The organism is Pseudomonas sp. nanlin1 (assembly GCF_045571515.1).
Taxonomy (GTDB): Bacteria; Pseudomonadota; Gammaproteobacteria; order Pseudomonadales; family Pseudomonadaceae; genus Aquipseudomonas.
Genome location: NZ_CP124218.1, coordinates 2,588,189 through 2,602,987, shown reverse-complemented (window position 1 = coordinate 2,602,987; position 14,799 = coordinate 2,588,189). Strand labels below are relative to the sequence as shown.

Sequence of the window (14,799 nt, the reverse complement as noted above, 5' to 3'; positions counted from 1 at the left end):
CGACCGTCAGTACTGGCCCGCCAAGCAGCAACCTAGCTCCATCACCAAGAGTGGGCCGGGCCCGTCCATTGAACCAACCGTTTGGAGAGAGCACATGAAACTACCTGGACTCAGCAGTTCGCCTCCTAAGACCCCCGACGTCACCCCGAATGCCACCAAACCCGACCCCAAGCCCGATGCGTCCAACAGCAAACCGGCCAACACGCCCAACGATTCCGGCAACGGCGGCAGCCGCGCCACCGGCAACTTCAGCAATGTCGCCCAGGGTACGGGGGCCCTGGCGAGCGGAGGTGCGGCCATCTACCGGGCCGACCAAAGCACCCAGAACCCGCAACAAAGTACCCAAGCTGCCCCACAAGGCTCGCCTGGAGCCGTGAGCTATGGGGGCGGTCATAGCGGCTCGGGTAACGCCGCGCTGCCGCCCAATCAGAGCCAGAACCAAAGCCTGTCCAGCGCGGGTGGGCTGGCCAAACTGCTCTCGCCGTTGGCGCAGATGCTGGAGAAAGTCATCGGCACGATGCTGCAGCATTCCGGCGGTGGTTCGAGCATGCAGTACGTGGGCGGCAATGGCGCTGCCCAGAACAAACCGCAGCCCACCATCGAAATCAATATTCAGCTGGGTACGGCGGGTAAGAACGGCGCGCCCGCCGCCGAGTCGGCCGCTGCCCCACAGCAAGCCGCGCCTGCCACCGCCAGCGCGGCCCCGGTGGCCGCCAGCGCGCCTGCGCAGCCCGCGGTGCCGACCGAACAAGACACTTCGACCCGGCCCACAGCCCCTACCGGGCGCCCTGAGGGCGATACCCGCAGTGCCGAGGAAATCATCGCGGCCAACCCGATTCTGGCCAACCTGGGCGACCAGAAGGACATCAATCGTGAAGGCGCCTACGAGCAGTTGGCGATGGAAGGCCCTAACGGCGAGAAGCGCAGCGGCGATTGGACCGAGAACAACCCCGACCCAGAGGCCCGCGCCGATGCGGCCTATAACGCTGCGCGGGTGCTTAACTATATCGATGCCTCAGAGGGCGCCAATGACGGTGACCGTGGCGACAAAGTGGGCAACGGCGATCTGGAGGGGATCACCAATGACGGCGATGCTCGCCACGGCACCCCAGCGGGTAACTGGAAGGACTTTACCGAGCAGGGCTATGGCGCCCTGAAAGCGGACCACAAGCTGGATGAAACCAACGACACCCACGTGAAAGCCGATGGCAGCAATAAAGACAACCTGCCTTGGGCGGCCGGCGAAGCGGGTAAAGCCTTGTGGATGGTGCCTGGGCTGAGCAACGTGCTCACCGGCATCGGTGACTCTGACGGTAGCGTTGGCGGCATGATCAAAGGCGGTGTGGAAGGCGCCATCGATACCGCCGAAGGTGCGCTGAGCGGTATCGCCGCAGGCCGCGGCAACCCGGCTGCCATGCTGGCGGGGGCCTACGCTGGAGCGCTGTCTGAGACTAAGGCCGCGCCTGAAGAAGTCCGCCAGGTTGCCGGTATGGTGTCCTGACGTTAAAGATCGGGGGCAAGCGGAACGCCGCCCGGCCCCCTCCCACCATCACGTTGATTGTAGGAGGGGGCCGGGCGGCGTTCCGCTTGCCCCCGATCTCTTCACCCCAATTAAGCCAGTTTTAAGCCGCACACCGTAAGTTGGCCATTCGCCAACTTTGTACAGGAGTGCAGCTATGACGGGCCCCATCGGTAAAAAATGGCTTTGCTTTAAGAAGACCTTGGGTTACGTCGGCTGGTCATTGCTGTGGTTGTTGCTCTGGGACCTGGCGGTGACCACCGACGTGATGCTAATTGAGGGAAAAGGCCTCGATTTTCCGCTGATGCCCCTGACCCTGCTGTGCTCGGCACTTATCGTGCTGATCAGTTTTCGCAATTCCAGCGCCTACAACCGTTGGTGGGAGGCGCGGACCTTGTGGGGCGCGATGGTCAACAGCTCGCGCAGTTTCGCCCGCCAGGTACTGACCCTGATCGACGGCAGCGGGCAAGCCCGGCATAACCCGGCCAAAGCGCTGCTGTTTCGTCGCCATGTGGCCTACCTGCGGGCCCTGCGCGCGCATCTGCAAGGCAACGTGCACAACGCCAAACTCGACGGTCTGCTGGCGCCCAGCGAAATACAGCGAGCGACTGCCAGTAATAATTTCCCCAATGATATTTTAAATGGCTCCGCGTCGATCATTGCCGACGAGTTTGCCGCCGGCCGGCTCGATAGCATCCGCTTTGCGCGGCTGGAGTCGACGCTGGTGGATTTGTCCAACTGCCAGGGCGGGATGGAACGGATCGCCAATACCCCGCTGCCCTACCCCTACGTTTATTTTCCACGGCTATTCAGCACGCTGTTCTGCGTGATCATGCCGTTGAGTATGGTGACGACTTTGGGCTGGTTCACCCCGGTGATTTCCACCGTGGTGGGCTGCATGCTGCTGGCCATGGAGCGCATCGGCACCGATTTGCAGGCGCCCTTCGGCAACAGCCAGCACCGGATCCGCATGGACGAGTTGTGCCTGACGATCGAAAAGAATCTGCGCTCGATGTACAACGAGCCCAAACCGGGCCCGTTGCTGCCGTTTTTCAAGGGTTCGGCGGTGTTGCGTTAGAAGGTCAAGAGATCGGGGGCAAGCCCCCCTCCTACAGCCAGCAAATATGCCACCGATTGTAGGAGGGGGCCTTGCCCCCGAGCTCTTGGCTACGGTCTATACCCCGCGCGCACCTTCGCTTACAGCGTCCACTTGACCGAGAACATCAGGTTGCGTGGGTCGCCGTAGGTGCCGCTGCCGCTGCCGGTGGGGATGCCCTGCCAGTACTTTTCGTCGAGCACGTTGTTCAGGTTGACCCGCGCATCCCAATGCTCGTCGAAGCGGTAGCCGGCCATCAGGCCGACGACGGCGTAGGCGTCTTGGTTGGCGTGGCCAGTACCCACTCGGGCGTAGGTCGAACTTTGCCCGAGCACATCGGCACCCACGCGGAATTTTTCCAGATTACCCGGCAGGTGGTAGGTGGTCGCTGCCTTGAACAGGTGCTTGGGCTGATCTGGCGCGAAGATGTCGCCTTTAGTGCGAACCTCGTCTTTGACGTATTGGCTAAGCACCAAAGTATAGGCTGCGGAGAACTGCCAGTTGGGGGTCAGGGCTCCGCTCAACTCCGCGTCGATACCGCGGGCGCGCACTTCGCCAGCAGAACTGAAGCAGGTAGGCCCGCCCACGCAGGCGCCACTGGTGATTTGATAGGCACGATTTTGTTGCGTCATATCAAACAACCCGACCGACGCGTTGAGCCCGCCGTCGAAGTACTCTCCCTTTAGGCCGATTTCATAGCTTTCGCCAGTCAGGGGTTTGAGCACGCTACCCCCTACTCCCGTCTCGGTCTGCGGCTTGAAGATCTCGGTGTAGCTGGCGTACACAGAGTAAGTGTCGTTCAGGTCATAGACGACTCCAGCATAAGGTGTGACTTCCTGGGTCACCTTGAAGTCGTTGCTGCTGGTGTTGAGATCTTGGTAGTCGTACCACGTCACTCGGCTACCGATGATTAGGTGCAACGGGTCGATTGGATTGAAACGCGCGGCGGCGTACACACCTTCCTCCGTCGCGGTATAGGTATTGGAATAAGGCTGTCGATCGCCACGGGACGGCTTTGGAATCGCGCTAGGATCGAAGTTGTAGATATCAATCGGCGTCGAGCCCAGCCAGAACCCACCATTCTGATCAAACTTCTCCTGCCTACGGCTCAAGCCAAACGTCAGCTCATGTTCACGGCCGAACAACTGGAACGGCCCGGACAACGACGCGTCGAGGTTGGTCTGTACGTCGGTGGTGTCGTACTGGCCGGAGGTCTGCAAGCCCACGCCGTTGATGGGCGCGGCCACCAGGTAGTTGGAAAAGGTATTGGACTCAGCCCAGATGCGCGAGGCCGAGAGTTTGCCGGTCCAGTCGTTGTCGAAGCGGTGGGTCAGGTCGGTGAACAGCGAGATGTTATCGCGATCCCAGTAGGCCCAGTCGTTGCTCAGGAAGGTCGAGCGCGACAGGTGCAGGTCTTCACCGTTGGGCCCGGAGGGCAGGCTGCCCCAGTCGGAGGTAGCGTCGTCGCGCTGTTTAGAAGCACCCAGGGTCCAGGTGGTGGCATCGTTAAGGTCGGCTTCAAGAATGCCGTAAAAGGTCTGCCGCTGGGTTTCGCGCACGTCGATATAGCTATTGTTGTCTTCGTAGGCCGCGACCACCCGGCCGCGCAAGGTGCCCTGTTCGTTAAGTTTGTTCGATGCATCCACTTCGGTGCGGTAGCGGTCCCAGCTGCCGGCGCTGGCGGTGACGCTTACTTGCGGGGTGGCCGTGGGGCGCTTGCGCACCAGGTTGAGGGTCGCCGAAGGGCTACCCGCCCCCGACATCAGGCCAGTGGCGCCGCGCACCACTTCGACCCGGTCGTACATGGCCAGGTCCGCCGAGCTGATGGTGTCCAGGGTGAAGGTGCCGACGCTGGTAGGCAGGCCGTCGTACATGATGTTGTCGATGGTAAAACCACGGGAGCGAAACTGCTGACGGTCACCGCCGAACTTGCGCAAGGTGATGCCAGGCGCGTACTTGACCACGTCATTGAGGTTGTTCATGCCCTGGTCGTCCATGCGCTGGCGGGTCATCACGCTGACCGACTGCGGCGTTTCGCGGATCGACAACGGCAGCTTGGTGGCCGTGGTCATGGAACCGGTGGTGTAGGAGCCGCTGCCTTCGGTGGTGGCCGTACCAGCAATGCCACCGCCTTCGGCGTTGATATTGACACTGCCCAGATTCACCGCGCCAGCGTTGCCACTGGGCGGGTACACCACCGCCGCATTACCTTCCACCGCCGCCGTCAAACCGCTGCCCGCCAACAATTGGCTGAGCGCCTGCGCCGGCTCCAGATCGCCACGCAAAGCTGGCGCCTGCTTGCCAGCCACGGACTGGGGGTCGAACTTCACTTGTAACCCGCTGGCCTGGGCCAACTGGTTCAAGGAGGTGGACAACGGTTGGGCAGGCAGGTTGAAACTGACCGGTGCAGCTAAGGTGGCCGATGCGATAGCCAGGGCCAAAACACCAGTCAGCGAAGGTAGAAACGGACGGAACATGCGTGGGCATCCTACAAATGGGCAAAGAGTCATAAGGCGAAGCGCGGAGGCGCGACGCGCAGATTAACAATTTTTTTACATTTGTGAATGTTAATTAGTTGCAGTTAGATTTGTATCATAATTTGTCATAGCAAGCTTTAGCCGGTTTGCCAGACCATACGCGTTAAACCTTTGGCCCTCGCCCACAGTCACTTGCTAACGGGAGCAAGGCCAATCAGGCGCTCCGTTGGATCGACAGGAGGGCCCATGCCCAGAGCCATTTGGAAAGGTGCAATCAGTTTCGGCCTGGTGCATATCCCGGTGTCGTTAATCTCAGCAGTGAAGTCGGACCGGGTAGATTTCGACTGGCTGGACAAGCGCACCATGGACCCGGTGGGCTACAAGCGGGTCAACAAGGTGAGCGGCAAAGAGGTCAGCAAGGACAACATTGTTAAAGGCGTGGAATACAAAAAGGGCCGCTACGTGGTGATCAGCGAACAGGAGATTCGTGAAGCGCGCCCCAAAGCCACTCAAACCATCGACATTTTTGCTTTCGTTGGCGCCGACGAAATTCCTTTGCAACACTTCGACACCCCGTATTACCTGGGCCCCGACCAGCGCGGCGGCAAGGTCTATGCGTTGTTGCGCGAAACCCTCGAGAGCACCGGCAAAGTTGCCCTCGCCCGCCTGGTGCTGCATACCCAACAACACCTGGCCCTGCTGCGCCCGCTGGACGATGCGCTGGTGCTCATTACTTTGCGCTGGCCCGAGGAGGTGCGCGATATCCAGCGGCTGGAGCTGGACAGCAGCGTGACCGCAAGCAAACTCGACAAGCGCGAGCTGCAAATGGCCAAACGGCTGGTGGAAGACATGAGCAGCCAGTGGTCGCCGGACGAATACCGTAACGACTTCAAAGACACCATCATGCAATTGGTCGACGAGAAAGCCAGCAAGGGCAAGATCGCCGTGGTCGATGCCGTGGAGGAGAAGGAAGACCGCAAAAGCGCCGACATCATCGACCTTACCGACCTGCTCAAACGCAGCCTGGCGGGCGGCGCCAAGGCGCCGGCGAAAAAGAAGCCCGCGCCCGCCAAGCGCACCCGCAAGAAAGCCTCTTAAGGCGCGCTAGCCGGTTTACTTCAGACCCAGCTTGCGGCGCATGGCCTGGGTAATCGATTGCCGGGTCGCGGCATAGTCGGCCCAGGGGTCGTCGACGCTGTCCAAGCGTTCGGCGAGGTTGAACAGGGTCCACTGATCAGCCCCCTTGAGGTCGGCCAGTTCATCGCGATGGATCGGCACCGACACCGCCATGCCCTCACGGGCGCGCAGGGAATAGGCGCAGACCGTGGTGGCGCTGCGGCTATTGCGCAGGTAGTCGATGAAGATTCGCCCTACCCGGTTTTTTGGGCCAGACACCGCCACGATTCGCTCGGGAAACAGCTCGGCCAGGTGCTTGACCATGCTATGGGAGAATGCCTTGACTTCATCCCAACTGCTGCGCCGTACCAGCGGTACAACGATGTGGATGCCTTTACCGCCACTGGTTTTGAGAAACGCCTTGAGGCCCAGTTCGTCCAGCAGGGTGAGGGTCAGGTGGGTCGCCTCGAGCATGGCCTTCCAAGGCAGCGCCGGGTCAGGGTCGAGGTCCAGAATCAGCCGGTCCGGTTTGTCCAGGTGGCGGTCAGTGGCATTGCCGGTGTGCAGCTCCAGGGTATTCATCTGCACCGCCCCCAGCAGGCTGTCGGCGCGGTTGATGAACATAGCGCTGGGGTCGGTATCGTCGCGGCTGACCAGCCCCGGAATATCCAGGTGGGCGGCGTTTTTCTGAAAGAACTGCTCCCCGGCCAGGCCCTCCGGCGCTCTCACCAAGGCCACCGGGCGGTGGGCCAGGTGCGGCATCAGCCACGGCGCGACGCGCACATAATACTCAGCCACTTGGCGCTTGGTGGCGCCACTGTGGCGGTCGATGATGCGCTCCGGGTGGCTTAGGCGCAGGGTTTCTTGGCTAGGTTGGGCCTTCACGGGCTGCTCCCGTTCGATCTGGGTGGCGGGTTTGTCGTCGCGCAGGCCGTGGAACACGGCGTGACGCACCGCGCCGTCGCGAGTCATTTGCGCGTAGCTGACTTCGGCCAACAGCTGCGGTTTGAGCCACTGCACGCCGCGGGCATCGCTGCCGGTGGGCGGCTTACTGACGGCGGGGTGAGCGCTGGTCAAGGGTTGCAAGCGTTTAAGAATGCTCTGCAGGCTCGCCTGGGTAAAACCGCTGCCGACTTTGCCAGCGTAGCGCAGGTCGCCACTGTCGGGGTCGTGCAAGCCCAGCAGCAAAGCACCGAAGCCCTCGCGGCTGCCCTTGGGTTGACTGTAGCCGACCACCACGAACTCCTGGCGCTGTTGGCATTTGAGCTTGACCCATTCACTGCTGCGTCCGGCGCGGTAGAGGCTGCCCTGGCGTTTGCCGATGAGGCCTTCGAGGCCCATATGACAAGCGCTGGCCAGTAGTGACTCAGGCGCCGCGTCAAAGTCTTCCGAGTAGCGCAGCGCTGGCGCCTGGCAGTCTTGCAGCAAGGCCTTGAGGGTCGCGCGGCGGTCTTGCAGCGGGTAGTCGCGCAGGTCATGGCCGTCCAGGTAAAGAAGATCGAACAGGTAATAAAGAATCGAGGCGTCCTGGGCCTGATCGAACGCACTTTGCAGGGCTTGGAAGTCCGCTACGCCGTTATCGTCCGCCACTACCATTTCCCCGTCCAGCCAGGCCGATGTCAGCCCAAGGCTTGCCAACGCGGCGGCCACGCCGGGCAGCTTGGTGGTCCAATCGTGGCCATTGCGGGTGAACAGCTGAACCTGGTCGCCTTCCAGCCGGGCCAGCATGCGGTAGCCGTCGAATTTGACTTCATAGCGCCAGTCGCCGCTGGGGGGCGAGTCGACCAGGGTGGCCAACTGCGGACTGAGGGCCTCGGGGAATGCGACTTTTTTAGAGCGCTTGGCCTTGCCCGGCTTGCCGGCCGGTGGCCTGGGCTCGGCGGGCTGCACCAGGCTGCGCTCGCTGAGGACACTGTGGGGCTCGGCCGCGAGCACGTCGTAGTCAGCCTCGGCCCGGGCCTGCTCGTCGGCCGATTTGACCAGCAGCCATTGTTGCTTCTTGCCGGCCATGCGGGTGCGAAACAGGTTCCAGGTACCCGACAGCTTCTCGCCCTGCAGAGTGAAATGCAGTTTGCCCTGGGCGTAGGCCGCGTGGGGATCACCCTCGGGCAGCCACACGCCACGGTCCCAGACAATGACGTCGCCGGCGCCGTAATGGCCGTCGGGGATGGTGCCTTCGAAGCTGGCGTAGTCGAGTGGGTGATCCTCCACCTCCACCGCCAACCGGCGCACCTGCGGGTCCAACGACGGCCCCTTGGGGATAGCCCAGCTTTTCAGGGTGCCGTCCAGCTCCAGGCGGAAGTCGTAGTGCAGATGGCTGGCGTCATGCTTTTGAATGCAGAACTGCAAAGCCCGCGTCTTGCCGCGCCGCACGGCCTTGCCGCTGGGTTCGGGGGTGGCATCGAAGTCACGCTTGCGCTGATAGTCTTCCAGGTTTTTCGCCACGGTAGCACTCCAATCGAACCGGCGCGGTATCTGCTTGGGAAACGCCAACGGGGGGTAGAGTTCAACCTGGTGCACATTTGCAATTGCTGGGCAGTGCCTGTCGGTATTGCGGTATATCGCTGTGCGATGGCGTGGGGAATGAAGGGCTCGGGGGCAAGCCCCCTCCTACCGATCAGCGATGTTCGTAGGAGGGGCCTTGGCCCCGATCTGTTGATCTTCAACCACGCCACCAGGGCATTGGTGTCTGCAAGGGCGTGAAGGGCTCGGGGGCAAGCCCCCTCCTACCATCAGTGGCATATCTGATATTTAGATGTGTCACTCGGGGTGTGGGTTTTGCCATTCGTCGCCGCCATCGGTATTGCTTTCAACTTTTGAATGCAGCCGTGCCTCTGATTCCTGTAACCCGTTCACCCATGGCGACAGGAATCAACTCAATGCGCGACTACCCTACTCCCCCCTTTGCCCCGCAAGCCCAGGCCGTTCCAGGCAGCCAACGGAAGATGGTGCCCCAGCCCGATTGTGGCGAGCAAAGTTACGTCGGCAGTGGCCGCCTGGAAGGCAAGATCGCCTTGATCACCGGGGCCGACAGTGGCATTGGCCGTGCGGTCGCCATCGCCTTTGCCCGGGAAGGCGCCGATATCGCTTTGGCTTATCTGGACGAGCATGAAGATGCCCAAGAGACCGCGCGCTGGGTCGAACAAGCGGGCCGTCAGTGCCTATTGTTGCCCGGCGACCTCGCGCAAAAAGACCAGTGCTACAAGCTGGTGGCCGATACCGTTGCGCACTTTGGCCGCATCGACACCCTGGTCAATAACGCCGCCTTCCAGATGACCCACGCCACCTTCGAGGAAATCCCCGACGAGGAGTGGGTGAAGACTTTCGATATCAACATCACGGCGATGTTTCGGATCTGCCAAGCGGCGGTCCCCTCCATGGCGCCGGGCAGTTCGATCATTAACACCAGCTCGGTGAATTCCGACGCGCCCAAACCTACGCTGCTGGCTTACGCCACCACCAAAGGCGCCATCGCCAACTTCACCGGGGGCCTGGCGCAGCTGCTCGGCGAGCGTGGCATTCGGGTCAATAGCGTGGCGCCGGGACCCATCTGGACGCCGCTGATCGTCGCCACCATGACCGATGACGACGTTAAAAGCTTCGGCGCCGAAACCCCGCTGGGCCGCCCTGGGCAACCGGTGGAAGTGGCGCCGATTTACGTGCTACTGGCCTCGGATGAGGCGAGCTATATTTCCGGTTCGCGCTATGGCGTGACCGGCGGCAAGCCGATGCTGTAAGGCCGGTTGCAGCAAGTGCCCGGCCCCTACCCCACCACCCCAGACGGCCGCTACTTTGTGGTTAAAGGCCGCCTGTGGCGCTGCAGCAATCCGGACCTGGCAGAGGATGTACGTCAGGCCCTGGTGAACCAGCTGATGCAGGCCCGACGCGACGTCAAAGCCGCCAAGGCCGCCGCCGACTCCGGCCAACTACGCGCCGCCCGGGCGCAGGTGCAGGCGGCCAAGGTGGCCTTGGGCGAACGCGGGCCGGTGTGGTGGTCGGACGGCGCTGCGGATTTCAATCGCTATAAAATTGAAAACACGCCTTATGCCTAACGCCTTTTACGGCGATCAATTCCAGCCACCCCCCATCACCTTGTACAAGGTCACTCGGTTGCTTTGTTCAGTCAGGCGCAGGTTGATCAGATCTTGCTCCGCGCTGTAGAGCGAACGCTGAGCGTCCAGAGCCTCTAGGTAACTCTGCGAGCCGCCGCGGTACAAGGCATCGGACAGCTCGAAGCTTTTCCGGCTGGCCTGGGTCAGTGCCTGTTGGGCAGCGATACGGCGGTCCAGGGTGCTGCGTTCGGCGAGGGCGTCGGCCACTTCGCGAAAGGCGGTTTGCAGCGTCTGCTGATAGGTCTGGACCTGGATATCACGCTCCACCTTGGCCGAGTCCAAGGTGGCTCGACGACTCCCAGCGTCGAAAATCGGCACGCTGATGCTGGGCGCAAAGGTCCAGGCACCGCTGCCGGATTTGAACAGGCCGGCCAACGCCGAACTGGATGAACCGGCATTGGCGGTCAGGGTAATACTGGGGAAAAACGCTGCGCGGGCCGCGCCGATGTCGATATTGGCGGCCTTGAGCGTATGTTCGGCCGACAACACGTCCGGGCGCTGTTGCAAGAGGCTCGACGGCAAGCCAGGCGGAACATCAACCAAGGCCGCCGACGGCTCCAGGGCAGTTGGCAACAGGCCTTCGGGCACATCACTGCCCACCAACAGGCGCAGCGCGTTGCGGTCCTGGAGGATCTGGCTTTCATAGGCTGCTAGGTCGCCCCGGGCGGACTCGACGGTGGTTTGTGCCTGCGCCACGGCCAGGGCGGTCGAACCACCCAAAGCGAAGCTGCGCTGGGTCAGGTCATAGGTCGCCAGTTGGCTGGTCAGGGTGTCTTCAGCCAACTGATGCAGCTCGCTATCAGCCGCCAGCGTCAGCCACGCCGTCGCCACCTCGGCCACCAGGCTGATCTGCGTGCTACGCCGGGTTTCGGTCAGCGCCAGGTAATCCTCAAGGGCTTCATCCTGCAGGTTCTGCACCCGGCCAAAGAGGTCCAACTCATAACTGCTCAAGCCCAATTGTGCACTGTAATCGTGGCTGGTGAGCGCCGTGCCGTTTTGCGAGAGTGAGCCCGGCGTACGGCTATGGGTAGCACTGGCGCTGGCATCGATCTGGGGAAACGCCTCGGCGCGCTGGATGCGGTACTGGGCCTGAGCTTTCTGGATATTCAGGCTGGCCAGGCGCAGGTCTCGGTTGTTCTCCAGGGCCAGGCCTTGCACTTGGGCCAGGCGATGGTCGGTAAAGAACTGCTGCCATTTGATATCGGCCGCCACCTGCCCTTTGGGCAGGTCGGCCTGCGCCAGCCATTGTGCGGACACCGGCGCTGCGGGGCGTTCGTAATCAGGCGCAAGGTTGACACAGCCACCCAGGGCCAGGGCGGCCAGCAAAGGCCAATAAGAATTGATCATGCTGCACCTGTCGGGGCTGATGGGCGAACGGTACTCACTCGGCCGAAACGGCGGCGGATCAGTACGAAAAACAGCGGTACGAAGAAAATCCCCAATAGTGTGGCGCTGAACATACCGCCCAGCACACCGGTACCAATGGCTTGGCGGCCCGCCGACCCGGCGCCGCTGCTCAAGGCCAGCGGCAAGACGCCAAACATGAACGCCAGGGACGTCATGAGAATGGGCCGCAAGCGTTGGCGCACGGCGGTCAGCGTGGCCTCGACCACGCTGTTGCCCTGCTCTTGCAGATGCTTGGCGAACTCGACGATCAGAATAGCGTTCTTGGCCGCCAGACCCACGGTGGTCAACAGCCCCACCTGGAAATACACGTCGTTGCTCAACCCGGCGATGCGGGTGGCCAATACCGCGCCGATCACGCCCAACGGCACCACCAGAATCACCGCGAAGGGCACTGACCAGCTCTCGTACAACGCCGCCAGGCACAAAAATACAAACAGCACAGAGACTGCGTACAGCAGCGGTGCCTGCGACCCGGAGAGCTTTAGCTGGTACGACTGCCCCGTCCACTCGTAGCCGATCCCCTGGGGTAATTGCTTGATAATCGCCTCCACGGCGGCCATGGCATCACCGGAACTCACGCCGGGCGCCGGGTCACCGACCACTTCCAGCGAAGCATTGCCGTTATAGCGCTCCAGTAACGGAGAGCCGTAGCTCCAGGAGGAACTGGCGAACGAAGCAAACGGCACCATTTCGTCGTTGTTATTGCGCACAAACCAATGGTCGAGGTCCGCGGCCTGCATGCGGGCCGACGCTTGACCCTGCACATAGACTTTCTTCACCCGGCCCTGGTTGAGGAAATCATTGACGTAGGTGCCACCGAGGGCCGTCGACAGCGTGCTATTGATATCGCTGGTGGTAATGCCCAAGGCTCCCGCTTTGCGGTCGTCGATACTGACCTTGAGTTGAGGCGCGTCGTCCAGACCGTTACTGCGCACACCCAAGAGGCGCGCATCCTGTTTAGCCAACTGCAGAAATTGCTCGCGGGCCGACACCAACGCATCATGGCCCAAGCCTCCTAGGTCCTTAAGTTGTAGGTCGAAACCGGAACTCTGGCCGAGGCCACGCACGGTGGGCGGCTGCATGACGAAGGCGTCAGCGTCCCCGATGCTGGACAACGCCATGGTTGCCCGTTGGGCGATGTCGGCCGCGCCCTGGCCTTCGCCACCACGCTCGGCCCAGTCCTTAAGGCGAATAAAGGCCCGCGCGGTGTTCTGGCTGTTGCCGCCCATGCCCAGGCCGGTGATGCTGATCAAGGCCTCGACTTCCGGCTGTTTGAGCAGATAGTCCTCGACTTGCTTGACCACCGCCTGTGTTCGGCTGTCGGTGGCCCCCACTGGCAATTGGATCTGCGCCAGAAGAATGCCCTGGTCTTCATCCGGCAAAAACGAAGTGGGCAGCGTTGCATAAGCCACTGCCATCACCGCCAACACCACGCCATAGCCCAGTAACGCCAGCTTCCACCGGCGCAATACGGCCCCTACCCAGCGTTCATAGCCCGTGCTGGTGCGCTCGAAGGTGCGGTTGAACCAGCCGAAAAAACCGCGCTGAGCCCCGTGCCCCTGGCCAGTGCGCGGCTTGAGCATCGATGCACACAGCGCAGGCGTGAGGGTCATGGCCACCACCACCGAGAGCACCATGGCCGAGACAATGGTCACAGAAAACTGCCGATAGATGATCCCCGTAGAGCCGCCAAAAAAAGCCATGGGGATAAACACCGCGCTGAGCACCAGGGTAATGCCCACCAGCGCGCTGCTGATCTCGCCCATGGACCGGCGCGTCGCCGCCTGCGGGGACAGCCCCTGGTCCATCAGGCGTTCGACGTTTTCCACCACCACGATGGCGTCGTCTACCAACAAACCAATGGCCAAGACCATGGCAAACATGGTCAGGGTATTGATCGAGTAGCCGCACAGCGCCAACACGCCAAAGGTCCCCAGCAACACCACCGGCACCGTAATCGCAGGGATCAAGGTCGCCCGCGGGCTCTGCAGAAAGAGAAACATGATCAACACCACCAACACGATGGCCTCGCCCAACGCTTTGACCACCTCTTCGATGGACAGGCTGACAAACGGCGTGGTGTCGTAAGCAATCACATTCTTGAGTTGCATCTCGGCCGGGTAGAACGGCTCCAGTTCGGCCAGTTTGGCCTTGACCGCTTTGCCCACCTGCAGTGCATTCGCACCGGCAGCCAGTTGCACACCCATGGCCGCCGCCGGCCTGCCGTTAAGGGCGGTGCTGATGTCGTAGCTTTCGCTGCCCAGCTCCACCGTCGCGACATCGCCCAGGAGCACCACGGCCCCATCACTGCTGGACTTGACCACCACATTGCGAAATTCTTCGACGGTCTGCAGCTTGCTGCGGGCGCTGATCGTAGCGTTTAGCTGCTGGCCTCTGACCGCCGGCAGTGCACCCAGTTGGCCGGCCGAGACTTCGGTGTTCTGCGCTTGCAGCGCGCTGCTGATGTCCGAGGTCATCAACGCGTATTTTTCCAGCAGCGCCGGGTTCAACCAAATACGCATGGCGTAGCCTGAACCCAGGGCCTGCACGTCGCCAACCCCGTCGATGCGACTGATGGAGTCCTGCACGGTGGTAGAAATGTAGTCGCCGATCTGGGTCGCGGTGACGCTGGGGTCGTCAGACGCCAAGGCGGCGATCATGAGAAAATCCGAGCCGCCTTTGGTCACAGTCAGGCCCTCGCTCTGCACCGATTGCGGCAGCCTGGACTCCGCCTGTTGCAGCTTGTTCTGCACCTGCATCTGCGCGACGTCCGGGTCAGTGCCGGCGGTAAAGGTCAGGTTGATACTGGCGCTGCCCGCCGAGCTGCTGGTCGAGGCCATATAGGTCAGGTTGTCCAGGCCTTTCATTTGCTGTTCGATGACCTGGGTCACCGAATCTTCCACGGTCTTGGCCGATGCACCGGTGTAGGTGGCGGAAATTTTCACCGTGGGCGGGGCGATGTCAGGGTATTGCTCCAGCGGCAGCTGGCTGATGAACAGGCCCCCGCCGAGCATGATCACAATGGCGATGACCCAGGCAAAAATAGGCCGGTCGATAAAGAAATGGGCCATG

9 protein-coding genes are annotated in these 14,799 nt (G+C 61.9%); 5 read left to right on the top strand and 4 right to left on the bottom strand.

Annotation, left to right across the window (positions count from 1 at the left end; genetic code table 11):
- Nucleotides 1-94: 94 nt before the first annotated feature.
- Together QCL65_RS12090 and QCL65_RS12085 are read left to right on the top strand one after the other, a co-directional pair.
- Complete coding sequence (locus QCL65_RS12090; protein WP_407316461.1) at nt 95-1,501, top strand: hypothetical protein; 1,407 nt, start codon at nt 95-97, stop codon at nt 1,499-1,501.
- 175 nt (nt 1,502-1,676) lie between these two features.
- Nucleotides 1,677-2,597, top strand: coding sequence for a bestrophin family protein (locus QCL65_RS12085; RefSeq protein ID WP_407316459.1), 921 nt, complete (start codon nt 1,677-1,679; stop codon nt 2,595-2,597).
- A gap of 119 nt (nt 2,598-2,716) precedes the next feature.
- On the opposite strand, the gene QCL65_RS12080 is transcribed toward QCL65_RS12085, so the two are convergent.
- Entirely contained in the window at nt 2,717-5,092 is a 2,376-nt protein-coding gene (locus QCL65_RS12080) for a TonB-dependent siderophore receptor (RefSeq protein WP_407316458.1), read from the bottom strand.
- A gap of 246 nt (nt 5,093-5,338) precedes the next feature.
- Here QCL65_RS12080 and QCL65_RS12075 point away from each other — a divergent pair, with 246 nt between their 5' ends.
- A complete protein-coding gene (locus tag QCL65_RS12075; RefSeq protein ID WP_407316456.1) occupies nt 5,339-6,190 on the top strand; it encodes a Ku protein in 852 nt (283 codons plus the stop codon).
- 15 nt (nt 6,191-6,205) lie between these two features.
- Here QCL65_RS12075 and ligD read toward each other — a convergent pair whose 3' ends face one another.
- Nucleotides 6,206-8,653, bottom strand: coding sequence for a DNA ligase D (ligD, locus tag QCL65_RS12070; protein ID WP_407316816.1), 2,448 nt, complete (start codon nt 8,651-8,653; stop codon nt 6,206-6,208).
- Nucleotides 8,654-9,087: 434 nt separating this feature from the next.
- On the opposite strand from ligD, the gene QCL65_RS12065 reads away from it, so the two are divergent.
- On the top strand, nt 9,088-9,945 hold the full coding sequence (locus QCL65_RS12065) for an SDR family oxidoreductase (RefSeq protein ID WP_407316454.1): 858 nt from the start codon (nt 9,088-9,090) through the stop codon (nt 9,943-9,945).
- A 15-nt stretch (nt 9,946-9,960) separates the two neighbouring features.
- On the top strand, nt 9,961-10,260 hold the full coding sequence (locus tag QCL65_RS12060) for a hypothetical protein (protein WP_407316452.1): 300 nt from the start codon (nt 9,961-9,963) through the stop codon (nt 10,258-10,260).
- A 15-nt stretch (nt 10,261-10,275) separates the two neighbouring features.
- Here QCL65_RS12060 and QCL65_RS12055 read toward each other — a convergent pair whose 3' ends face one another.
- Together QCL65_RS12055 and QCL65_RS12050 are read right to left on the bottom strand one after the other, a co-directional pair.
- Nucleotides 10,276-11,667 (bottom strand): efflux transporter outer membrane subunit, encoded by a 1,392-nt coding sequence (locus tag QCL65_RS12055; RefSeq protein WP_407316450.1) that lies wholly within the window; start codon nt 11,665-11,667, stop codon nt 10,276-10,278.
- Nucleotides 11,664-14,798, bottom strand: a complete 3,135-nt coding sequence (locus QCL65_RS12050) for an efflux RND transporter permease subunit (protein WP_407316448.1) — start codon at nt 14,796-14,798, stop codon at nt 11,664-11,666. Before QCL65_RS12050 ends, QCL65_RS12055 begins: the two co-directional genes overlap by 4 nt.
- Nucleotide 14,799 lies beyond the last annotated feature (1 nt).